This is a genomic window from Priestia sp. BR_2 (assembly GCF_041954005.1).
GTDB lineage: Bacteria > Bacillota > Bacilli > Paenibacillales > Paenibacillaceae > Paenibacillus_AQ > Paenibacillus_AQ lautus_A.
The window spans coordinates 164,023-188,630 of sequence record NZ_JAVFHM010000193.1 but is presented as its reverse complement, the minus strand read 5'-3'; the positions used below and the strand labels follow the sequence as shown (position 1 = coordinate 188,630).

Below are 24,608 nucleotides of genomic sequence, written 5' to 3'. Positions count from 1 at the left end.
TGGATAGGATAAATCATTTTCTTTCTCAGATCAAGATAGTAATCTGTGATAAGAAATACAGATTATACATCAGTTATTTGAGAGAGGATAGGTGCTAAAATGCCCACAGCAGCTACGAAATTTTATATAAAAAACTATCCGAGACCCCAATTTGTACGGAGCCAGTGGCTGGATCTGAACGGAGCGTGGGATTTCTGTTTCGATGATGAGAAAGCCGGTGTTGCGGAACGCTTTATGGACCATTTTCCCGCTGCACAAAAAATAAACGTTCCCTTTACCTATGAAACCCAGGCGAGCGAGATCGGCGAGGAGACATTCCATGCGCAGATTTGGTATCGCAGAAAACTGACACTTTCCCCAGAAGCGGAAGGGAAACAAACGATCCTGCATTTCGAAGGCGTGGATTATAAAGCTACCTGTTGGGTGAACGGTGGTTTTGCGGGGGAGCATGAAGGGGCGTATGCTCGGTTTTCATTGGATATTACCGACCTCCTCAAGCAAGACGCCGAAAATGAAATTGTGCTGAAAGTGGAAGACAGCGATAGCTGTCTGCAGCCTCGGGGCAAACAGCGCTGGGCCGGACGAAATCATGATTCGTTTTATGTGCAGACGACAGGCATTTGGAAAAGCGTCTGGCTCGAACATGTCCATGACACCCGCTTGGATAAGGTGAAAATGACACCGGACATCGACCGCCAAATGATTCGGTTCGACTTCCGCTTTAACGGGACGAAAAACAAAAAAGATCTCCGGCTGGAGACAGAAATCACATTTAAAGGCGAAACGGTAAGAAAGCTGAGCCTTTCGGTGGACAGAGCCTGGCTGACGGTGGAAACAAGCATGATGAGCGGCATCAACGGGCCATGGCTGCAGAACATGTGGTCTCCGGGCAATCCCAATCTGTTTGATGTGGAGTTTGTGCTGTATGAAGGAGAACGGGAGATCGACCGGGTGGGTTCATATTTCGGCATGCGCAAAATCTCGATCCGAGACGGACAAATTCTTCTGAACAATATTCCCCTTTACCAAAGATTGATTCTGGATCAGGGATACTGGAACGAAAGTCATCTGACGCCTCCGTCCGAAGAAGCGCTGATCGAAGATATCGAGGCGATCGCCGAAATGGGCTACAACGGTTTGCGCAAGCATATGAAAATTGAAGACGCTCGTTTCCTATACTGGTGTGACGTCAAAGGTATGCTGGTCTGGTCCGAAATGGCGGCTGCTTTTGAATATAACGATGAGTCCGTGGAACGTTTTACAAAGGAATGGATTGAAGTTGTGCAGCAGCAATACAATCATCCCTGCATTATTACCTGGGTACCATTTAATGAATCCTGGGGCATTCAGAATATTATCCATGACGATCGGCAGCAAAAATTTACGGAAGGTATTTATTATTTGACCAAATCTATTGATCCTTATCGCCCAGTCATCACTAATGATGGATGGGAGCACACCATTTCTGATATTTTGACTCTTCATGATTATGTGGAGCGTGGCGAAGATTTGTACGAAACATACAAGGATAAAGACGCGATTACGGGTAGCAACGGTGCGTACAACGAGTGGAAATTTGCGTTCGCCCAAGGCTACAGTTATAAAGGGCAACCGATTATCATCAGCGAGTTTGGCGGGATTGCATTCAGGAGCGAGCATGGCTGGGGTTACGGCAATCAGGTTGAGAGTGAGGAAGCTTTCCTGGAGCGATTCGCCAGCATAACCGGAGCAATTAAAGCAATTCCGTTTATCTCCGGTTACTGTTATACGCAGATTACGGACGTTCAGCATGAGGTTAACGGCCTGCTTACCGAAGACCGAAAACCGAAAGTGTCGCTGGAAAAGATCCGGGAGATTAATTTGGGGTAGGGAAGCAGGGAAGAAAAAAGAGTACTAAGAAAAGACAAAACAAAAGAAAATGCAGGTTTGTATAATGATGGCAAGCAGTCCACCCTAGGTGAATGACAAATTCCGAAGCGGTCGCGGATAGCCACGGAAGGTTGAGGTACCAGTGTCCTCGGCGTTATTTTTTGACAGCTCGTTCCAGTATGGTTCCCACAAGGAAAACAATTAATATTATCAAATTACCGATAAATGTCCAAGTCATAACAGTAATACCATCGGCGATTAGAATGGTTTCTGATTGACTTGATGGTATCCCTAATGTAAAATTTTGTTATATTAATATCGGATAATACACGTACTCAAAAGTAAGGGGGATGATTGATCCATGATTCATCAGCGCGAATGTCCAGTCGAAACACTCCTGCATGTTTTAGGCGGCAAATGGAAGCCTTTGATTTTATGGCATTTGATTGAATCCACAAAGCGATTCAACGATCTGGAAAAGCTTATACCTGATGTTTCACAAAAAATGCTTTCCCAACATCTCCGAGATTTGGAACGCGAAGGCATAGTCGACCGAACGGTCTACCCTGCTATCCCTCCAAAAGTTGAATATTCCCTTAGTGAATACGGCAGAACATTGATTCCTGTAGCAGAAGTCATGTGTGCTTGGGGAGAAAATCATAACAAACGGAAGTATGAAGAGTCAGCGTCATAAAGCTGATTTAATGAAATCGAATCTAATTCAATCAACCCATAACACAAGCTGCCACGGAATTCCGGGCAGCTTTTTTTCGTCTACAGCCGCACAATCTGCCACAAGATTTTTCCTATCGTCCCGACCTCCGCGCACAATATGGGTTCTCTTTCTGTGAAGCTTACTTTTAAGTAAGTACCCTACTTTAAAGTGGGTTCTTAACATCTTTTTGAAGCGATGCTAAGCTTGAGTCAACCAAATATTGGAGCCGTTAAAGAGGAGGAAAGAACAATGAACATTATTGTTTTTGGAGCGACGGGGAATACGGGGAAAAGAGTGCTGGCACAAGGAATAAAAATGGGGCATAAAATGACCGCGTTTGTGCGGAATTCCGAGAAGCTTTATGATCAACTAGGTGAGCCTTCCGCAAAGCATGTGAAGGTGATCGTGGACGATATGTTGAACCCAGTGTGCGTCAGCGAGGCGCTTGCGCATCAAGACGCCGCTATTATTGCGGCCGGTCATGCGGGACAGGGGGAAGAGTTTGTTCGTATCGTCGATAATATCATAAGCCAATGTGAATTGGAGCCTAGTTTCTCTGGGCGGGTATGGGTCATGGGAGGAGCCGGTCTGCTGGATATTCCATATACCGATCTGATCGGCAACCATTTACCCGGCTTCCCACCCGAGTATAAAAATCACAACCTGAATTTCGAAAGGCTGCAACGGACTGGGCTCGATTGGTCCATGATGTGTCCGGGAACCATGATGGATTCAAGAGAGCATCCAGATCCGGTTCATCTACATGTAACAGCGGAAACCTTGCCCGTTCCGATGTCGGAGACGATCAAGGAATATTCCGAGGCAGAAATAGCCGGTCATTTGTTCAGCCGATTTCAAGAACTCAATGTTGCTTATGACGATGTTGTAATGTGTATGCTCAACCATCTTGAGCTCGGAGGAGCATTTAAAAGGAAAAGGGTCGGGCTAGCCTATCAAAGCAAGATTTCGGTGCGCTGAGGAGAAGGGGGAGCATGGGTTTGTTTGGATTACTGCTCGTTTTGCATATATTGGCTACGATCGCCATCATTGGTCCCGCTTTCGTAATGCCCATCATTCGAAGATCCGCTAGAACCGTCGGCCAGCTGCACTTTACTTTTGGTATAACGATCAAACTTGCCATCATACCTAAAATGGGCGGCATTCTACTTATTGTAACCGGGGTTTGGCTTATGATCATAACCAAAATGGGGATATCCCAAATGTGGCTGAATGCGTCTATCCTTTTATCGCTCCTCATGATCGTCCTCATCGACGGATGGATCGAGCCGCGTTTGAAAAAGATCATCAAGCTCATATCTGAAAATCAAGACCAGAGTCATGAAATACCCGCCGAGTTCGGACTGCTGCTCAAAAAGATCGTCCCCATCGAGACGGCAGCACAGCTGATGATGATTGCCATATTGGTGCTTATGGTCGTAAAGCCTTTTTAAAAAGCCGATGGAGCGTCTTAACTCACTTTTATAGCCACATGATTTTGGTGATATAATTAGGAAAGTGCTGGGTTAAGAGAAAAGGCGGTCATTGAAATTGGGATTTTAAAAGCGGGTTATGGTCAAGACCAATTGAGTTCTGATAAGTTAGCTGAATTAATAATACTTTCTGGAGAACTATCTAATTATCGTTCTCACGTTCGTGATGTCGGTATAAAATGAAGCCAAAATTCACTGATAGTCTGACGAAAGATAAGGGAATGATAGCCAAGAAACGGCAGCCGATCCAGCTGCCGTTTTCTGAAATAAGGAACATCATTTGTTCCGTTAATGTGCGGCGCCAGGGGACATAGCAAATGATTTTGGAGGTCTTTATGAGAGAAGCGAAGGTTCTAACAAAAGCAAAGAATAAGGCAAGAGAAATTAAACGAAATGTTTTTGTTTTGTTCCTGGCCTATAAAGATCCAAGAGTACCGTGGTACGCAAAGTTGTTTGCGGTGTTAGTGGTTGCCTATGCTTTCAGTCCGATCGATTTGATACCGGATTTCATTCCCGTTTTAGGTTATCTTGATGATTTGATCATCGTGCCTTTAGGAATTACGATCGCGCTTAAAATGATTCCACAATCGGTTATTGAAGAATGTAGAGCTAAAGCGGAGGAGATCAGGAAGCAGGGAAAACCGAGAAACTGGGTGACTGGCGCGTTATTCATTTTGATTTGGGTATTAATCGCCGTATGGGTCGGAAGCATCTGCTATAAATTATTCACTTAAGGTAGGTTATAACTGCTCTTAATTGCATCTTTTCACCTTATGATCAACTCGCTGTTTACGGATTACAGCAAAGTGCTCACTTGCTATTTATTGTGCTTTCGAGATACCAATTTAAAGTCGCTATTTTAGCGGCTTTTTTTGTTTTGTCCATACAAGATCTATTCCCTAGCTGAGGACAAAAGCAGGTGTCGATTACCAATAAACTTTGTTCATGCTCCGTTCATATTGCATTCATTGAGAGGACATCTTGGTTGGCTAGACTTGCATTATCGGACCCCATGGCCATTGTACAGATAGACAAGAAGGAGCTGAAGAGTTTGACGCAACCAGCAGGAAAGGAAGTAAGGAATAGTACAAAAACAAAGAGAGTACTACATATTTTGCTTAAAATAATCGTCGCAGTAGTTATAGCCATCCTGCTTTTCATCGCCACCGTGTATACCGTAAATAAAATCAGCAGTCATGCAGAACAAAAAAGAATGGAGCCATACGGTCAGCGTATAGCTGTAGATGGAAAACAGATGAATGTTTTCATTCAAGGTCAAGGTGAAGAAACCATTGTGATTCTTCCCGGTTATGGAACAGCGGCACCTGCACTTGATTTTAAGCCGCTCATATCAGAGTTAATCCCTTATTATAAAGTCGTCGTGATTGAACCTTTTGGTTACGGTTTGAGCGATCGAACCCAGAAGGAGCGCAGTACAGCAAATATCGCAAGTGAACTTCACGAAGCGTTACAAAGTCTCCAGATCAATCGTTATATCCTCATGGCTCATTCCATTTCGGGGCTCTATAGTCTGGATTACGTGAACCAATATCCAGATGAAGTGCGTGCGTTTATCGGGCTGGATAGCAGCGTTCCGACTCTGAGCGAACAGAAGATTGATTCGTCAGACACAGAACCGGTTAAATGGTTCCGCAACTTGGGCTTCGCCCGGTTACAATTGAAACTAAGCGCTGACCCTTATGAAGGACTGCCGTATGATCAACAAACCAAAGAACAATTGAACATTATGATACGCAAAAACATGTATAACAACACGCAATTAAATGAGGCAGTGAGCATGTATTCCAACTTTAAAGCAGCAGAACAGCTGAATTTTCCTCCCGATTTACCTATTCTTTTCTTTGTTCAAGCGAATCACCCTGTAACGGACCGATGGATCCCCGAGCATGAGAAGCAATTAGAGGAATCTGTACATGGAGAAATGGTTTTATTGGACGCGGGACATTATTTATATCGTTCTCATCCAAAAGAAATCTCGGACAAAATAAGGGATTTTACGGGCGGGATAAAATAATTAGATCCCATTATGGTGTGTTTCGATTGCATTACCAAAGATAAACTGGAACGAGTTGAATGAAAGGGAGCAGATTCCGCCAGCAGCTGCTCCCTTTTTCAAATGAAGAAACGGGCAGGAAGAGATAATAAATGAATATATCTATAATCGGCATATCCTCGTTGTCTTCTATTCAAATATGATGTTTATGTATTATGGTTAGAAATCGATCGTAGCCGTGCAAAAGTCTCTCTATGAATACATAACTAGGAGTGATAGAAATGAACATAAGAACATTGCGTTCAGACCATATTTATCAAAAAGTTGCCCAAGCTTCGCCCGAGGAAAAACTAGAATTATTCAGAAACGAAATGATGGCTCCCTTTATGAAACAATGGCAAATTCAACAGATCCCTTTTCGAGCGGAAGAGGCTAACGGTTTTGACGTTATTACGTTTAATAGCATAATGCATCGATCTCCTGATCAGATTACCGCGCAGATTTCACATGAGGTAGATTTGATTTCGTCAGATCCTTTTTGGTTAGAGTGTGAGCACGCAGTAAGGAAAAGCCTCCAACTATTTATGGAACATGAAATAAACCTCCCTGTTTCTGAATATTTATTTACTATTCAACTAGGGAATCCGGAAAGCCGTGCCTTAACCATTAACGAAGGTTATAGCGGTTTTGGAGGCATTCCCGGGTATATCTGGGGTACCATCTTGCCAAACGCGTACACGATTCCTCGAATGAAGGCTGCGCTCGCGCACGAATGCAACCATAATGTGCGATATCAATTTATTCAGTGGGATCACACCGTTCATTTGGGCGAGCTCATTGTAAGTGAAGGATTAGCCGAAAACTACGCTACGTTCATGTTTGGAGAAGAATTGCTCGGCCCTTGGGTAACGAGAACAGACGCAGTAACACTGAACAGGCGCATAAAGCCTGTGCTTAAAGAGCAATTGCAGTTAACGGGTTTTGATAATATCGCTCCGTATCTTTACGGTGACGAGATCGCAAAACTTCAAAACTTTAAACCGGTCAACATGCCTTATAGTGCCGGATACGCGTGCGGATATTATCTAATTCAATATTATTTAAGGAAAACAGGTAGAACGATTTTCGAGGCCACCATAACGCCTGCTGCTGAAATATTAGACGAAGTAAAAGAATTCTGGAATGAAGAAACGGTGATTAGCTCTTAAAATCTCGTTCAAATAACAGATACCATTTGGAATCTGCATTGCCCACGTTTATAAAATTTCGGGCAGAGGGACAACGCCATCTCACATTAAAAGCCGCTATTTTAGCGGCTTTTTTGCTTTGATAGGTACAAGTAGGTGTCCAGCGTCGCCTGAATAGACGACTTTGTTCTGCTCGTGATTATCTATTTTCGTCGAGGTTGCTAGTTAACGAACGTAAACAAGGAGAACTTTTCTTTACTACTCAACACGCCAATCAACCTTTTTCAAGATCAATACGATGGAGATCAGCGAGAAAAACAAGAGAACAAGCGTGTTCCAGGCGACAGAGCCGGACCAGCCCGATATCAATACCTCCCGCATGGCCTCAGCGGCGTAAGTGGTTGGGAAGATATAAGAGAACCATTGCAAAATCATAGGCAATTGATCCATATCCACCATGACAGGCGTCAAAAACGAGATGAACATCATCAGCGCCTGGACCAGCATGTTGGTCAATTGATGGCTAGGTGACCAGAAGCCGATCAGTACACCCGCGCCAACCACGCTAAAGACGGTGAGCAGCAATACAGGGACAAGTCCCCAGCTGTAGTGAAATTGAATGCCGTAAGCAAGTTGACCAATCATCGCCAAGATAATAAAAGACGGTACGCACATGATCAAGCCGCGCAGCAGATTGGCGAAGATGAAGTTTACCTTGGCGATCGGCAGGGACGAATAGTACGTGAAATGGCCTTGATGCTTCTGCCAAGATATCTCTTGAGCCATGGAATTGAGTCCCATGACGATTAAGCCGAAAAGCATATTCCCCGTAATAATACGTGTCATGACCGCCGGCGTTGGGTCGACCGTAAAGAATTTGAGAAACAACAGCGTAGTTAACGGAAACATGCATGCCATGATGAAAATCCAAACCCATGCCTCGCGGATGATCGTAAATTGGATACGGGCTAAGATCAGCCATTCCGTGATTCTGCGCTGGATTATGCTCTGCTGTTCGTGCCCTTGGAGAAAGACGGTTTCTTGCAGCTGCATGTCATGGCTTTGCATGGATGGTTTTATCTTTTCCATGTTTAGACCACCTCCGCTTTGGCATGCTTATCCTGATCGTCATCAATATGAAAATAGACATCTTCAAGATTCGGAGGGACCAACGAGTATTCTTCAATCGGTAATTGCTGCTCAGTCAGGCAGTCGATCGCGTAGCTGGCGTTTTGCTTCTCGATCAGTGTCCGGATTCGGTTTTCTCCCGTTTTGGTCCACTGCCCTAGAGCGCTTAAGCTTCGGCAAACATAATCGCTTTCGCCAAAGGAAGTCGTAATTTCCAGCTTCATCCGCTGATCTACCCTTTGTTTTAAGACACCGACATGATCGATGGCCAATAGCTTGCCGTGATTTACGACAGCGACTCTATCCACGACCTGTTCGGCCTCCAGCACGTTGTGTGTTACCAAGATTACGGTTACTCCTTGGCGATTGCGTTCCTGAATCAGATCCCATACGAGCCTTCTCTTTTTAGGATCCAGTTCATTGGTCGGTTCATCCAGGATCATGACGGGGGAAAAACCGATCAAGCAAGTACCGATCCCGATTAAACGCTTTTGTCCGCCGGAAACGTTTTTCAACAGCTTATGACGGAGGTCTTGCATACCAAAGCGTTCCAACAATTCCTCTGTTTGCTTTAAGGCGGACTCCTTCGTCAACCCACGCAATCTTCCTGTAAAATACAAGGCTTCCCAGGTTTTTAAACTGGTCAGGGCGTGAGGCTCTTGTGAGTAGTAGGCGACCTCCTGGGCAACTCGCTTGGTTTGTGTCTGCACGCTGGTTTCTTTATAGCGTACCGTACCTGAGGTGGGAGCAAGGTGGCCTACCATCTGCTTGATCAGCGTGGATTTGCCGGCTCCATTCGGACCGAGCAAACCGAGAATTTCCCCTTGTTGAACGTCGAAGCTTATGTTTTGATTGGCGACAACCTTGCCTTTTTTGTATGTTTTATTCACATGCTCTAATTGATAGATCAGCTTCATCATGCTTGCCCCTTTCAGTTTTCGAACTAGGTTTTTCTGCTGCGTGTTTAAATACAAAGAGAATTCTTTGACTGTGTAACGGTATATCAACAGGCGTTAATACAACGATAACTTATTGCTCTGAGAAGAAGTGAGGGACGGCAGAATGGTTTTTGTCTCCGTCTGAGGACGGAGACGGCATGCCGTGCCCCAGTTCCGCACCATGACCCACGCGCCTCAAATCCCGACTGGGGATGTTCGGTTTGCTGTCCGATGTGCCGAAAGAGTGGATAAGGAGGCCGTTCCGGTGCGGATGCTGCTCCCCGGAGGGACGGACGGAAGGTGGTTTACGAAGCTCGGCATTGGATACAACTTTACAGCCTGTCCCTGTATATCCGACCCCGGACGGCGCGGCGGCATTAGCAAACTGGGAACACGACATCATTTATCGGAAAGAATTATATTTACATGTATATTACTTGTATACGAATGAAGGGATATGATAAGATGAGAGCGTATTGAAAGCGTTTACTATCTGTTGAAAAAATTTATTCGCAAAGGGGAGAGTTTAGTGAGAAGCAAGTGGAGGAGTCGGCTTGCCGGAGCCCTAACAGTCATCATGATGTTCGCAAGTATCGGGTGGGCAAAGTCGATCACGTATGCAGCAGACGAAGAATTGACCAACGTTATGATCAACGGCGGCTTCGAGGATTCCGAAGAAGATGGACGCTTACCGGGCTGGCAGCCCGATGAAGACACAGCTGTCATAACTGTAAGTGAGTCCGTGTACGCAGAAGGGGAACGAAGTCTTCAGATGGAACGCCTGTCGCCCGCCGCAGGCTCCGGAGTTGTGAGCGATGCATATGCCGCCCAACCATTCGGCAATGTCATCATGACAGCAAGCGTGCTATCGGATGAAGGCCAAGGCGGCAAAGCAGACCTCAGATTTTATGATGCAGGCGGAAAGCTTGTCTCCGTAGTGAGCGGCCTGGTCGGTGAAACATCGGGCAAATGGCAGAATTTAAGAGTGGCTGCTTCTGCCCCTAAAAATGCAACGGAGGTCAGGGTAGCCTTTGGTTTTAATGGTGACCTAACCGGAAGGTATTTCGTTGACAGCGTCTCATTGGAGTCGCAGGCTTCCTCCCCGTACTTAACGAATTTAGGACCGCAATCTTCAAGTTTAACCTTAATGACGGCTGCATTCGGTAAAGATAGGAATGGTCAGGATGCTTTGTTTACGGTCGCACAGGGTGATCCGGCACAATTCATCGTGATGGATGTTGCTTCGAAAGAAGTGAAATCCACTCATCCACTTGTTGCGCTTGACGGGAGCAACGTTTCCGCAGCTTGGGCGATTGTGACAGCCTCCGACGGAAAGGTATACATCGGAAGTACGCCGAACGGGACGTTGTTTCAATATGATCCGGCAGAGGATAAGCTGCGTGCCATCGGGAAACCTGTTCCTACCGATACCGTCATCTGGACGCTAGTAGCCGGGGAAGATGGCAAAGTGTATGGAGGAACAGGATATTCCCAATCGCTGTTTGAATATGATCCCGTTACCGACCAGACTCGAATCCTTAAATCCTACAAGACTTCATCGAAAGAGGCTCATATCCGCAGCCTTGCTTACGATTCTGATCGTCAAATGATCTATGTGGGGGGAGCAGACGTCGCTAAGCTTTATCAATTCGATCTTGCTAGCGGCACGTCGATTGCGCTTCATCATCCCGAATTTATCGGCAAGACTTCGGTTTACGATCTCCAGTATGCAGGAGGTAAATTGTTCGTGCGCGTGGATCCCGGACCGGTTATGTTCGTGTATGATCCCGATACCGCTAGCTGGCTCGTTAACAATAATACTGCCTATAATGCACGAGGCTTTTCACCGTTATCGCCTGACGGCGAAGAGGTATTCTACACCTATTACGAAACCCTTCCAGGTGGCGCGCAGCAATGGTCTCTCTATTCATACGACGTGAGAACGGGAGTTTACGGCTCACTGGGTGTCGACGTCAAAGGAGCAGGCGTAGCTTTTGGTTATGTACAGCTGGACCAGGCAAAGTATCCGGGCTGGACATTAGTCGGATTGGCCGGAAATAGCGGAAGAGCATTTTATTACAATCTGGAAACCGGTTTGATTGAAACGCCGGAGCTTCCGTTTCCGGCACAGTTCGTGGAATTGTTTAATATCGGGAAGAGCACAGATGGGCAGATACTGTCCTCTGGCTTCATTTCAGGCGGGGGTATGGGGATTTACTCCCCAACCCGTAACGAGACCAAGCATTATCCTCAAATCGGCCAAGTCGAGGGATTCGGTTCCTTGAACGGGAAAATGTATCTCGGCGTTTATCCTAGAGCGACTATCTTTGAATACGATCCAGCCAAGCCATGGAACCGAACGGACCCATCAGAGCCGAATAATCCGCTGCGGCTTGGTCAGCTGGGTTCAGAGCAAGACCGGCCCGTTGCCATGCTCGGGGTCGAGGAAGAAAACCTGTTATATATCGGTTCTTATCCAATCGCAGGCAAAACAGGCGGGGCTCTTACCGTCTATAATCCCGTTACCGGAACGTTTGATGTGAAACGTGACATTATATCCGGGCATTCGATCAATTCGTTGCTTTACAAAAATGGAAAGCTGTTTATGGCCACCGGCGCGATGACAGGCGGAGAGGGGAAGCTTGCCATTTACGATACAGCATCCGGCCGAGTAGAGCTGGAACAGGTACCTGTTGCGGGCAAAAAAGCAGTAACCTCTTTGATATGGGGCCCTGACGGTAACGTTTGGGGAATGGCGCTAGGGTCTCTGTTTATCTATGATCCGGAGCGCCAAGAGATTATTTACAACGAAGATGTGTTTCCTGCAGCAGATTATGCACACAGCAATCCTCGCTTAACCGTTGGAACCGACGGGAATGTGTACGGTACTATTTTTACGGGATATGTTGCTGACCATACGTACACAAGCAAAATGTTTAAGATTGAAGCTGCAAGCAAATCGCTGTCCATCTTGTTGGAGAGCAATGCGGAAAAACTGGCCCAGGACGATTTTGGCAACTTATATTTCAAATACGGCAGCGAGCTGATGAAGTATAGCGATCCGAATCTGGTCGTGCAGCTAGACAAAGTACAGCTTGAGGCTGAATCGCTCCAGCTTCGTCCGGGAGATGAAGTCGGTTATTCCTACGAAGTATTCCTTGATAAAGGAAGAACGACTAAGGAGTTATCCGGCGCTGTCATTGAGTATTTGAGCAGCCGTCCGGATAAGGCGGAGATCGACCCGAAAGGAAAGATCATCGCCAAGCGTCCGGGGCAAGCCGAGTTATCGATTCGAATTACATTGAACGGGGTAACGGTTGAATCCAATAAAATCAAGGTGAAAATAACCGGACCTTTTTAAAACGTGTATGTATAGCAATATGAGATGTTATCACGAGCTAGCTTTCGGGGACGATCGAATGGGAGTTATGAAAGAAACTCCGAAAACCCACTATATTCAAGGGTTTTCGGAGTTCTTTTTTTAAAAGTCAACCCAGTACAGGGGTGGTCTTCATGTCATGGATTTTTTGGAGCGTATGGAAATGCTTCGTCTTTTCGTCATCGTCCTCTGTGTGGAGATACCACTCCACAAGCCTGTATCCGAAGCCGAGAAGGATCAGCTCGTAGACGCAATGTTCGGCGATAGGAGGAACATCCGCATATTCCGAAAAGCCTTTGTAATACGCGGGGACACATCGCTGGTAGTTTTCGACCATGTGATCGATATCCGCTTCATCCGCAATCAGGCTTGCGAGATCCTCGCCCAGGTAGCCCCATCCGGATGTGTCCCAGTCAATGAGTGCGATTTTCCCGTCGGCATAGATCAGGTTGGTCACCCAGAAGTCCCGGTGGCATAGCACGAGAGGCAATTTTTCGATGCGATCGAGAATCTCGTCTGCATGCTCATCGATATCGATGAGCATTTGCCGCACGTGCTGCGGGAAATCGCAGTTCTCCGAGCGTATATAATCGTAGACGACCGGCCAAGACCGGTAATGGAGATACGTATTCTTCATGAGATCCGCATGGCTCAGGTTGGTCAGGCTCTGCAGCACAGCGGGCTGCTCCGCATACAGCTTGCCTTGATAGCGTCCTAACTCCAGCGCAGCCTGTTCATACATGTCACCGGTCAAATCTAAACCGGTTACGCCATCGATATATTCCAGCCACAGCTGGAATTCATTTTCCTCGGCATTGATCTCGGCGTGATAACATGTCGGCCAGCGGAAGGCATCCGAGAACGTCGCTCCCAAGTCAGACGCATAAAGATCATATTCCCGGCGCCATGAACCCGGATCGCCGTAACGCTCCCATTTCTGCTGGATTTTGAGCACGATACGGTACGGCAATTGTTCGCCATCCGCGGTATCGGCGATTCCCGTTACCAGGTACACATTTCCCACAGTTCCGCCCTGCAACGGGTTGGTTTGGCAGTCGGCCGAGATGATATCCTTCTTGAACTGTCGGCTTAAGGCATAGATCAGCGATTCGAATTGAATATTCATATTTTCCATCCCCCGTTTTTTTTCGTTTGCTTGCTCCACATGGCGTTCGTTTTGTTTCGAGCCCTCTTGTCGATGAGGTAGCTGGTTTTATCCTGGACATACTTGTTCTCATGCTGCTGGGCCACATAATGCTCCCACCGTTCACGCGGCAATGAACCGTCGGCAAGCGCGGCAAGAACGGCACAGCCCGGCTCGGCCTGATGGCGGCAATCCGTAAATCGGCACTGCGGGAACCATGCCTCCACGTCGATAAAGCTTGCGCGTATGCCTTCGTCGGCATCAAAAATCCCAAGCTCACGCATACCCGGCGTATCAATAACCATCGTACCGGAGGGCAGCATGAACAGCTGACGGTGCGTTGTCGTATGCCGCCCCCGGCTGTCGACCTCCCGGATTGCCTGAACCTTCATTACGTCCTGTTCTATCAACGCATTGAGCAAAGACGATTTACCAACCCCGGACATGCCGAGAAAGACGACCGTTTTACCAGGCATCAAATAGGGAGCGAGTTCGTTCATCCCCAGGCCTGTATGACTGCAGATCGCGTGAACCGGCACATTAGGGATGCTTTGTGTGATTTCTGCGAGCAGGAGATTATAATCTGGGGCGAGATCAGCCTTGGTCAGAATGATGACCGGCTGGCCGCCGCTCTGCCTGGCTTGTGTCAGATACCGCATGATACGGGTAACGTTGAAATCCCAATTCAGAGAAGAAAGGATAAATACATAGTCAAAGTTGGTTGCAACGACCTGTTCCCGCACGGTTTTGGCATAGCCTGCGGCATGCCCTGAGTAATCCGCGCGTGAGAACTTGGAGCGACGGGGCAATACCCTGTCGATGAGAGAATCTCCGCTTTCGTTGTAGTGCAGCAAAACAAAATCACCGACGCAAGGAAAGTCCACTCGCGTTTCCGCACCGTGATAGAACGCCCCCTTGAGCACCGCCGTTACCTCGCCTCGCTCGGTCATGACCCTGAAGCGCTTGCGCCGAAGCTCCGTCACCCTGCCGGGCAATAAGCCGCCTTGAATTTCTTCTATTTCTGAGTAGCCATAAGTTTTCAAATCCATCATGTTTTTTTTGTTAGCTCCTTTAATGTTGTTTTTTGGACGCAAAAATGCCACGGTCAAGCAGCCTCTAAAGAAGCTGCTGTCGCGCGGCATCAGGACGCAAAAAAGATACGACCTTCATCGTATCTCGCAAACAGCAATATTCACGAAAGGTTACTTTGAATGGCACACCAAATAATACGGGCGTTGTCCCGTTTTATTCCCGTATGCCTGCTATTCAGTTTTAAGACCAAACCACCATATAAGTAGTCGCCATTAAAACACATCTCCCTTCGTGATAGGAACTTGCTTATCGCTAAGCTGTCTATAAAATAACCTATTTTGGAAAAATAATCAATGACTAACAGCGTAGAATGTGTCAGCTTGCTCCATCGAGTCTGCAAACGAACGGAAAACGATAGCTCAAAATACAACGAGAATCAAACTAGAGCGTGACTGTCTACCAGCGGACACGAATTATTTTCTTTACTTAAGCGAGGATCGAGGCGTATAATCCGTTAAGACATCGGAGCTAGAAGAGGGGAAATCATAATGAACAATGGGTTGGTTAACGCTATTATCGCGTATATCATGTGGGGGGTTCTCCCACTATATTGGAAGTTGTTTGACAATGTGCCGGCAGGCGAGATTCTCTCGCATCGAGTTGTCTGGTCGTTCGTTTTCATGGGTATTCTCGTCGCCGTCCAGCGACGCTGGGGCGACATGAAGCGGGTTGCGGCTAGCCGCTCGCTCCTGCTGTCGCTCGCCGCCAGCGGACTACTGATCGCTGCGAATTGGCTCATCTTCATCTGGGCGGTCAACAACGGCCATGTTGTCGAGACAAGTCTTGGCTATTATTTGAATCCGTTGCTGAACGTTCTGTTAGCGGTCGTCTTCCTTCGTGAAAAGCCTAACCGCGGCCAATGGCTCGGAATTGCCATCGCTGGCGCCGCGGTGCTCATCATCGCCATCGACTACGGGCGGTTCCCTTGGGTCGCGATCTCGTTGGCCGTATCGTTTGGCTTGTACGGCCTCGCGAAGAAGAAGATCGTGCAGGACGCTTCTGTTGGCTTGTTGTCGGAGACGGCCGTAATCCTGCCCGTCGCGCTCGGCTACTGGATCTATTTGGCCGCCGTGGGCAAGACGACGGCATGGACGCTGCCTGCGCCGGTGTTCGTCGAGCTGCTTCTTTCCGGCGTGGTAACGGCGCTGCCGCTGCTCTTCTTTGCGCGGGCGGCCGCCCGGATGGCGCTATCCACGCTCGGCTTCGTACAATACATCGGGCCGACGATCATGCTGTTACTGAGCATATTCGTGTTCAAGGAATCGGTCTCGCCGGTTCTGCTTATCGGCTTCGCGCTCATCTGGACAGCGCTCGTTGTATACGCTGTGGCATCGGTTCGCAGCACGAAACTCGCGAAGGCGAGCTGACGGTAAGGGCTTCAAGGTACAGACATAACGGCCATTTCCGTCCGATAGGGGCGGAGATGGCCGTTTTCCGTTACATATTGTGTTTCTCTGAATTTGCTGACGTCAGCGCCGATGACAATTACAACGTCAAGAATTCGAGAGATGGTGGGAAGAGATAACAGTTATATCAAACGTTAACGGCGTAGTGTTTTGGCAATGAATCCAACGATGAATCCCCAAATGGCATTTATAGCAAAGACACTTACAAGAGCAAACGGATTAGTTAATGGACCTTGTAATTTTCCATCAAGAAGCGGAGAGACTAAGCCGCTAAGGATGACGGCATATAAGGCATAACTCATACCCGCAAAACTAAGAATGACCACTGGAGAAGCGGGTTTCTTAATTAAAACGATAACGATCCAAGCTAAGGAAATAAGAATCGTCATGAGAATGCTGCCGAATTGTTGTCCGATCAAATCCATGATCCCCGTCATCTTCATAATGGGTCTCACTAGAGCTATTGCGCCAAGACCAAGAATAAACAACAAATTTTCTTTTACGATATCGAGCGTTTTCATTATAAACAATTCCTTTCTGGTGTGATTGAACGATGTGAGGACCAAAATTCTTGATATTCTCGAAAGCGGATGGGTCGGCCTAATGTTCGTTTCTGAATTTCTAATCCGTAGCGTTCTTGTTTACCGTTATAAAATAACAAATTCATGTTGTGAACTTATGACGATACATTGTGTTTTACGTGAAATTTCATCTGTTTGAATTCTTTATGAAGAACGATCGAAGACGGTCTCGAAGTGAAGCGATTAACGCACGGTGAACCATACGAAGGTCAGCCATTAGGGGGATATTTGTAGAATTAAAAAAAGACAACCAGGATAATGAGGTTGTCTGTACATAGGATAAACAATGCACATGCGCTGGGAGGGATGATACGTACTCCCGGCGCCTGTTTTCAGTATATTTTTATATTCATGTAAAGAAAATGGCTCGGATCTCTCAAAGCTGTTGTCCTGGGTGGCGGAGCTACTCTTTAACCGAACCCAGCGTAATCCCGTGAATGAAGAAGCGCTGGAGGAACGGATAGACGATGAGGACAGGCAGCATCGCGATGAAGATCTTGGCGGCATCGAGTGTCCGGTTGGATAACTCAGACAAGCGACGGTACTGGTCCTCGGACATCGTCGATGGATCGACCGAGACGACAAGCTGCTGGATATACGTCTGGAGTGGATAGAATTGCTCACGGGACATGAAGATCAGGCCGTACAAGAATTCATTCCAGTGATACACGATACTGAACAGCGAGACGGTCGCCAGCACCGGCACGGCCAGCGGGATGTAGATCTTGAACAGGATGTACCATGGTCCCGCGCCGTCGACAAGGGCAGCTTCATCCAGCTCCTTAGGAAGGTTGCGGAAGAAGTTCATCGTGAGGATGACGTTGAAGACGAGTGTCTGCGCGCCGCCGACCAGGACAAGTGCCCAGATGCTGTTCAGCATGTTGAGCTCTTTGACCGTTAAATACAGCGGGATCAGTCCACCGTTGAACAACATCGTGAAAATGAGAATCCACATGAATACATTGCGCCCCTTGAACTCTTTCGCTGTCCGCGAGAGCGGGTAAGACATGAGCACAACCATGATAAAATTAAGCATAACCCCCAGCAGCACTCGCTGGGTCGAGGTCCAGAAGGATCGGAAGAACTGTTGATCATTGAGAATCTGGGCATATGCGTTGAGATTGAAATCGACCGGCCATAGCCAGACCTTACCGGCCGCAGCGGCAGAGTTGGAGCTAAGCGAAAGGGAGAGGGTGTACCAGATCGGCAGGATGCATGACAACGTAATGCCTATCAGGACAACAATCAGTATAATATCCGTCACACGGTTGCCGAACGTCCGGTCTCTGACCACGGTCAGCACCTCCTACTCTAGTTGGAATGGGATGAGTCTATATAGCTTTGCAACAGGATGAATCCTTAGAATATGCGATAGTTAACAAAACGGTAAGCCAGATAATACGAGACGGATATCAGCAGGAAGCCCACAACGGACTTCAGCAGGCCGACGGCGGTCGCAAGTTCATATTGCAGGTTAAGCAAACCTGTACGATAGACCCAGGTGTCAATAATATCACCTGTAGAATAGACGAGCGGGTTGTACAGATTGAAGATCTGGTCAAAGCCCGCGTTAAGCACATTACCCAAGCTGAGTACCGTAAGCAATACGGCTGTCGTGCGGATCCCGGGCAAAGTGATATGCCAGAGACTTCTCCAGCGTCCTGCGCCATCGATGTTGGCAGCTTCGTACAGTGCCGGGTTGATCCCCGTAAGCGCGGCAAGATAGATAATGGTGCCAAAACCGAATTCCTTCCAGACGTCACTGCCGACAACGAGGAACGGAAACAGTTGGGAGTCGGCAAAGAACAGTTTAGGCTGGAATCCGAACAAGGCAGTCAGTTGATTGACGGGTCCGTTATAGGAGAACAGGTCGAGTACAATGCCCCCCAGAATAACCCAAGACAAAAAGTGGGGCAGATAGACGATGGTCTGAATCCAGCGTCTGAGAATCATCAAACGCAGCTCATTGAGCATGAGTGCAAACAACAGAGGCGCAATCAGATTGGCGACAATCTTCATGGACGCGATCACAAGCGTATTGCTGAAGACTTCCTGTGTATCCTTCAGCAATAACATATACTTGAAGTGCTCAAGCCCTGCCCAATCCGAGCCCAGGATACCTTTGCCTGGATTAAAATATTGGAACGAAATGATGATGCCGAACATCGGAACGATGCTGAAGACGAACAGCCATAGAAATCCCGGGATCAGCATCAGATAATAATGTTTGGCGAAGCCTTTCATACGCATGACAGCACTCCCTTCCCCGAATCCTGCATCGAGTGATCCAGAGCTCCTGACAGCTGCCGGGAGCTCTGGCTATTATGGTTCGTTGTATGCCTTAAGATCACTGCGCAAGCGCTTCCTTAACCTCCTGGGTAATCTGGTCGCCGCCTTGACGTTTCCAGTTCTCGACGAAGGAGTCGAATGTCTCCAGCGGAGCCGCACCCATGATGATGCGCAGGAAAGTCTCGTCCTCTAATTTGCGCAGATTCACCCAACGGCTCTCCATTAACGGTGTCTGCTCATACAGAAGACTGGGCACCTCCTCAAACTCGGTATCAACCAGCGGCCTGCCGCCCACCATGATGGAGTACGATCGAGTCCATGCTCCCCAGTTCGCTTCAGGGTTCCATGTTGAAAGATCCATGGAATCGTAAGGCTCGTTTTTGATCGTCTTGATGCTTGCGATGTCCGAAGGCAGCAGTTTGTAGGCCTTGTCATTTGCAAAATCCTCGGCGGTTTTATTGCCTGCCAGCACATCACGGAGGGCTTTGACTGTAAATTCAATTTCGTCGGATGGAGCGTATACCACGCGGAGCGGATAGTAACCAGGACCGCCTTTGCTCGGGTCAAAGGTGTTCTCTTGCTCGTTTTTAAACAGATTGTTTAGCAATTTCATAGGAACTTCCGGATGCTCGTAATCTTTCCGAACCACCACAAACTCAGTAGAAGGTGTAGCAGCATGTGGTTTAAATTCGCCATTTTGATTCAAAGGCAGAGCATAAGCCTGCCAATTGGCTTCGGCATCATTTTTTACGGCATTGGTTAGCGGGCCGTAAGCCATCCACCATGGCGCAAAGAACATTCCGGATTTTCCGGCGATAATGGGCTCATCCGCTTTGTTACGAACACCCATCTCTGGATCAATAAGTCCTTTGGAATACAAATCTCTTAAACTAGCTAACGCCTCACGTGTCTCCGGCAGGATTGAGCCGTATACAGGGCTGCCATCCTCGCCCTCGAGCCAGTATCCAGGGAAGGAGTCATGCGCGGAGAAAATTGCGTCAAAACCGTATAAATTGTTCTTCGACTCAAGGAAGTTCGCGTACAGCTTGCCACCACTTTCCGGTCCGGTGATCCCAATCGTATCGCGCTGACCGTTACCATCAGGATCATTTTCGACGAAAGCACGGGCGACTTCCTCAAGTTCTGCCATCGTGGTTGGCGGTTCAAGGTTCAGCTTATCCAGCCAGTCCTGCCGGATCCACAAGAGGTGAATGCCATCGGCATTGGCTTGCACACCCGGGAGGGCCATGATTTTGCCATCGAATGTTACTGCATCCAGGGCAGCACCGTTGGTGTTTTCAATGATTGTTTTTATATCCGGGGAAGCATATTGCTCATACACCTCCGTTAAATCGGCAATTTGGTCGGCTTCGACCAATTGGCGCAGCTCAACGGCATTGACGACCATAGCATCCGGCAAATCGTTACTTGCAATGGCGAGACTAATTCTCTGACGAAGATTCTGGCCAGAGGCAGCAAATTGATGATCGACGTCCACATTAAGCGCTTCCTTAATCTGACGAGTGTATTGATTGTCCAACGGCGTGTCGCCAGGAGGCAATTCATTATCGGTGGGATCGATTTCAATACTGATGCTGATCTGAACAGGTTCTTCGTAGCGGCCAAATGGATCGGCGGGTTCGCTGGACTCCGCGCTTTTCTCCGGTGCAGCCGGCGTGTTATTCGTTGGATTGCTGCAAGCTGCTAGAACGAGAAAACAGGCCAGTAAAAGCGCTAACGTCTTTGACTTGTTTTTCATAATTACACCCCTTCTTTCAGATGAATGGAATAACTATTCGTATGGACCATTTAACTGTAGCACAATGAAACCGCCTTCATGGATAGAAGGTGGTTTCTAAATGAGGGGGTCATATGTACAAAAATTTACGGCTGTTGCGGGTGGTTGGACATTTCACCCACTAAGGAGAAGACATTTGTCTACCCGTGATTTTTTCAATTGAACGTTAACGGATTTGGCACCTGATTTATTGAAATCTATGCTCAATAATCATTTTAATTTGTGTTATATTCTAGAAAGATTTTTCCGCCTGTTTCTGATTATGCGCATCATAGACCATATGATTCAAAGAGAGGAGGAGTCGATAATCGATGGGGATGAAACGATGAAACCGGAAAAGGATTGGAAGTCCCGCCTGAAGCGATTGACCTTGAAAAATCGAATTCTTTTACTGTTTGCCGCAGCAACATTGATCCCTTTCATCTGCACCTGTTATCTGTCGTACAACACCATTACATCCATTCTGAATACGAAGCTGCAATCCGGCATTCAAAGCAATTTAAAGCAGGTCCGATTGTCGCTTGAGAACACGCTGGACAATCTGAATCACGTTTCCCAACAACTGACCTTTAAGGGGAATGTCGGTAGGCAGCTTGAGAAGTTTTTGATGGCGAAGCAGCCGTATGACCGGAGTTATCTGACGGATGAAATCAAAAACCAGCTGAATCTAATCACGTTCACCAATCCCAATGTCGGATTAACGCTGTATTATTTACGCGACGATCGGACCACTCTTTTTGAGAATACAGGCATGAAACAGCCATTCGATATCGATGACCTTCCCATCATAGCAGCGTATTATGGCATCACCTATTTTGGACCGCATATCAGTAAAGATCGATTCAACAATCAATATGTGCTTTCCGCCTTGCGAAAAGTTGATTTGCCGGAGAGGGAAGACGCCTATGTCTACATTGAGTCCGGTTTCAAGCTGACGCAGAGCATTCTTGATTTGGATGAAGTCAGCAAGCATACCAATCATTTAATTCTGGACAACAATGGAAGGATTTCATACAGCGAACTTCAAGATATCTTTCCTGAAAATTCATTTTTTTCGGACGCTCTAGCGCCTTCCCTGGTAACAGGCAGTACGTCCGACTATTATTGGTATCGACAAGTCAGCAATCAGGGCTGGAGTGTGGTCTCGCTTATTGCGAAATCCGACTACAACCGCGAGAAAAATCGCTGGATGATGCAGATGCTGGGGCTGGCGCTGCTGTTCGCTGTAGTCAGTCTGACGATTGGCTGGCTTCTATGGAAAATGGTGTACCGGCCGCTGTCGCGCTTTAATAAGGAGATCAAATCGATTGCGGGCAGCAATTTTAATGCGGCTGCCACGCAATCGCGGATCCCGGAATTTGAGATGTTGTTAAACCAGTTTCAACATATGAAGGTTCAGATTACGCAGCTGTATTCTGAAATCAAGGCCAAGGAGAAGCGCAGAGCGGATCTGGAGATCGAGAAGCTGCAGTATCAGATTAATCCGCATTTTCTGATGAATACGCTGGATACCGCGCACTGGCTAGCCGTTATGAACGGTCAGGAGGAGATCGACAGGCTTGTCACTTCTTTGAACAAACTGCTTTACTACAATCTCCGTAAAGGCAACAGTGTCGCGACGATCAGGGATGAGATTGATTCGCTGAAGCAATATCTTATTCTCCAGCAGATTCGATACAATTTTCAGTTCGATGTCAATATTCACGTGGACGACGCATTACTCGATGTGACGGTTCCTAGATTCATTCTGCAGCCGTTGGTTGAAAATTCGCTGTATCACGGGCTAGATGATAACGGCAGAATCGAGGTGGTGGTTAGAAAGAATGACAGGCTTGAGATCGAAATTCGAGATAACGGCGGGGGGATCTCTGAGGAAAAGATTGAGGCATTGCTTGAGCAGGAACAGACTGAACGCCATCGAGTGGGTATGGGAATTGGACTGAATTATGTCAAACGAATGTTAGAATTTCATTACGAAGGGAGAGCGAGTCTTACGGTAACAAGCGAGCTTGGAAAAGGAACCCGCATCATCATTTCGATACAAATCGAGGAGGAGAATTTAACGAAATGATCCATGTTCTCATCGTAGACGACGACAAGCTTGTACGTAAGGGACTGATGTCTTTTTTGCCATGGGAATCGTTCGGAATGAGAGTTGTAGGCGAAGCTGCCAACGGGGAGAAGGCGCTCGATTTTTTGAAGGTGACTCGGGTAGATCTGTTAATGACCGATCTGGCCATGCCGGTAATGTCGGGCATAGAGTTAATTCGGGTTGTGCGCAAGCAATATCCGAATATCGCGATCGCCGTGCTGACTCTTCATCAGGATTTTGAATACATTCAGGAAGCGCTGCGACTGGGTGCCATTGATTACATTGCCAAGGTTGAGCTTGAAAAAGAACAGTTCGAAGAAGTGTTTCAGCGCATTCACTCGCGCATTGTGGAAGTGAAGCAGAAGCACAATAATGAGTCGGATTCGATAGTAGCGGCTTGTTCTTGCGATACGGCCTATGCGCTATTGACGTACCCGGATGAGCCATTGACAAGCAGAATGGTAGCGGATTGCGTTTCATTGGGCTGGATAGCGGAAGCGGATGGATCTATTCCGATGTGGCTGACGGAACTTCCCAAGGAGGTTCCGTCTCATGGCAATGAAGAAGAAGACCCGTTGCCGCCGCTTCCAGACGGAACGTGCAGCACCGGATGGCATATGGTACGGCTACGGCATACAGCCGGTTTATCTCCATCCGAGCTGCTTCTACGAATACGGGCCTATAGGAGCAGAGATTTTTTCTACGACTGCGACGGCAATGAGCCCTATCCGATTGAGAAGTCTGTCATGGAGCTGATGGCGGAACGTCCTGAACCGGGAGAAGAAGAGACGGCCACTGTAAAGGAATTACTACACGCCTTCACATGGGTCCATGACGATGAAGCCTTTGATAAGCTTTGCAGTCGATTGAAAGAACTGCGTATACCCGTCTCCAAGCTAATGCAATGGATCTATGGATGTATGGTTGACTGGAACCGGCTTTATAGAGCGATACAACCTGATGATATCAAGATGCCTGACACATTTACGTGCTGGCGGGAGGTTGCGGACTGGCTGAAACAATTCAGGGAAAATGGGATAACGCTATCAGGCAGCCTGCAGCTGAGCCCCGAAGTGAGCGGCAGCATTATGACCGCGGTCAAAATCGTGCACGACGAACTTGAGTTGCCGTTATTCGCTATCGATGTCGCGAAGCGGGTCAATCTGAGCCGAAGCTACTTCTATCAATGTTTCAAAGAAATCGTTGGCTATTCCTTCAATGAATATCTGCGCAAGGTACGGATCGATAAGGCGCGAGAATATCTGGAACAGACGGCCAGGCCAATTGTTTGGATTGCCAAGCAAACCGGATACGAGGATGAGAAATATTTCAGCAGAACCTTTCGAGAGCAGACAGGCATGCTGCCGAGCGAATATAGACAGCGGTATAAGGCGAGGTAGTGACTGCCAGATGAATTTGTAGTTACGTCTAGGCACTGCTGGCGTATAAAGGAATAGCGATATATTTAGATGAGACGAGGTTATAA

Annotated in this window: 19 protein-coding genes; 11 read left to right on the top strand and 8 right to left on the bottom strand. The window is 47.4% G+C overall.

Features of this window, described 5'->3' with window-relative positions:
• The first annotated feature begins 99 nt into the window (after positions 1-99).
• From RB298_RS14175 to RB298_RS14145, 7 genes are all read left to right on the top strand, one after another.
• Positions 100-1,869, top strand: a complete 1,770-nt coding sequence (locus RB298_RS14175) for a glycoside hydrolase family 2 protein (protein WP_486047401.1) — start codon at positions 100-102, stop codon at positions 1,867-1,869.
• A gap of 361 nt (positions 1,870-2,230) precedes the next feature.
• Complete coding sequence (locus RB298_RS14170) at positions 2,231-2,563, top strand: winged helix-turn-helix transcriptional regulator (RefSeq protein WP_486047400.1); 333 nt, start codon at positions 2,231-2,233, stop codon at positions 2,561-2,563.
• 270 nt (positions 2,564-2,833) lie between these two features.
• Complete coding sequence (locus tag RB298_RS14165) at positions 2,834-3,562, top strand: NAD(P)-dependent oxidoreductase (RefSeq protein WP_277745991.1); 729 nt, start codon at positions 2,834-2,836, stop codon at positions 3,560-3,562.
• 14 nt (positions 3,563-3,576) lie between these two features.
• Complete coding sequence (locus tag RB298_RS14160; RefSeq protein ID WP_486047399.1) at positions 3,577-4,035, top strand: DUF2269 family protein; 459 nt, start codon at positions 3,577-3,579, stop codon at positions 4,033-4,035.
• 374 nt (positions 4,036-4,409) lie between these two features.
• Complete coding sequence (locus tag RB298_RS14155; protein WP_192572632.1) at positions 4,410-4,808, top strand: YkvA family protein; 399 nt, start codon at positions 4,410-4,412, stop codon at positions 4,806-4,808.
• A gap of 317 nt (positions 4,809-5,125) precedes the next feature.
• Entirely contained in the window at positions 5,126-6,109 is a 984-nt protein-coding gene (locus tag RB298_RS14150) for an alpha/beta fold hydrolase (protein ID WP_486047398.1), read from the top strand.
• Between the two features lie 260 nt (positions 6,110-6,369).
• Positions 6,370-7,296 carry a DUF2268 domain-containing putative Zn-dependent protease gene (locus tag RB298_RS14145; protein WP_486047397.1) on the top strand — a complete coding sequence of 309 codons (927 nt, stop codon included), beginning with the start codon at positions 6,370-6,372 and terminating at the stop codon, positions 7,294-7,296.
• 237 nt (positions 7,297-7,533) lie between these two features.
• On the opposite strand, the gene RB298_RS14140 is transcribed toward RB298_RS14145, so the two are convergent.
• Together RB298_RS14140 and RB298_RS14135 are read right to left on the bottom strand one after the other, a co-directional pair.
• A complete protein-coding gene (locus tag RB298_RS14140; RefSeq protein WP_096773905.1) occupies positions 7,534-8,364 on the bottom strand; it encodes an ABC transporter permease in 831 nt (276 codons plus the stop codon).
• Positions 8,365-8,366: 2 nt separating this feature from the next.
• Positions 8,367-9,323 (bottom strand): ABC transporter ATP-binding protein, encoded by a 957-nt coding sequence (locus RB298_RS14135; protein ID WP_176502409.1) that lies wholly within the window; start codon positions 9,321-9,323, stop codon positions 8,367-8,369.
• 547 nt (positions 9,324-9,870) lie between these two features.
• Here RB298_RS14135 and RB298_RS14130 point away from each other — a divergent pair.
• A complete protein-coding gene (locus tag RB298_RS14130; protein WP_486047396.1) occupies positions 9,871-12,702 on the top strand; it encodes an NHL repeat-containing protein in 2,832 nt (943 codons plus the stop codon).
• A 127-nt stretch (positions 12,703-12,829) separates the two neighbouring features.
• Here RB298_RS14130 and RB298_RS14125 read toward each other — a convergent pair whose 3' ends face one another.
• Both RB298_RS14125 and rsgA read right to left on the bottom strand, forming a co-directional pair.
• Complete coding sequence (locus tag RB298_RS14125) at positions 12,830-13,846, bottom strand: phosphotransferase (RefSeq protein WP_375119947.1); 1,017 nt, start codon at positions 13,844-13,846, stop codon at positions 12,830-12,832.
• Entirely contained in the window at positions 13,843-14,916 is a 1,074-nt protein-coding gene (rsgA, locus tag RB298_RS14120) for a ribosome small subunit-dependent GTPase A (RefSeq protein ID WP_486047395.1), read from the bottom strand. Before rsgA ends, RB298_RS14125 begins: the two co-directional genes overlap by 4 nt.
• Positions 14,917-15,444: 528 nt before the next feature.
• Between rsgA and rarD the strand changes: the two genes are divergently transcribed.
• On the top strand, positions 15,445-16,323 hold the full coding sequence (rarD, locus tag RB298_RS14115) for an EamA family transporter RarD (RefSeq protein ID WP_192571744.1): 879 nt from the start codon (positions 15,445-15,447) through the stop codon (positions 16,321-16,323).
• A gap of 173 nt (positions 16,324-16,496) precedes the next feature.
• On the opposite strand, the gene RB298_RS14110 is transcribed toward rarD, so the two are convergent.
• The 4 genes from RB298_RS14110 to RB298_RS14095 form a co-directional block, all read right to left on the bottom strand.
• Positions 16,497-16,883 (bottom strand): hypothetical protein, encoded by a 387-nt coding sequence (locus tag RB298_RS14110; RefSeq protein WP_486047394.1) that lies wholly within the window; start codon positions 16,881-16,883, stop codon positions 16,497-16,499.
• Positions 16,884-17,346: 463 nt separating this feature from the next.
• Positions 17,347-18,237, bottom strand: coding sequence for a carbohydrate ABC transporter permease (locus RB298_RS14105; protein WP_015735575.1), 891 nt, complete (start codon positions 18,235-18,237; stop codon positions 17,347-17,349).
• A gap of 65 nt (positions 18,238-18,302) precedes the next feature.
• Positions 18,303-19,193, bottom strand: coding sequence for an ABC transporter permease (locus RB298_RS14100; protein ID WP_009590468.1), 891 nt, complete (start codon positions 19,191-19,193; stop codon positions 18,303-18,305).
• A 97-nt stretch (positions 19,194-19,290) separates the two neighbouring features.
• A complete protein-coding gene (locus tag RB298_RS14095) occupies positions 19,291-20,991 on the bottom strand; it encodes an extracellular solute-binding protein (RefSeq protein ID WP_096773897.1) in 1,701 nt (566 codons plus the stop codon).
• 364 nt (positions 20,992-21,355) lie between these two features.
• Here RB298_RS14095 and RB298_RS14090 point away from each other — a divergent pair, with 364 nt between their 5' ends.
• Together RB298_RS14090 and RB298_RS14085 are read left to right on the top strand one after the other, a co-directional pair.
• Positions 21,356-23,101, top strand: coding sequence for a sensor histidine kinase (locus tag RB298_RS14090; protein ID WP_486047393.1), 1,746 nt, complete (start codon positions 21,356-21,358; stop codon positions 23,099-23,101).
• Positions 23,098-24,522: a response regulator transcription factor gene (locus RB298_RS14085; RefSeq protein ID WP_486047392.1), complete on the top strand. Its 1,425-nt coding sequence runs from the start codon at positions 23,098-23,100 to the stop codon at positions 24,520-24,522. Before RB298_RS14090 ends, RB298_RS14085 begins: the two co-directional genes overlap by 4 nt.
• Positions 24,523-24,608: the final 86 nt, after the last annotated feature.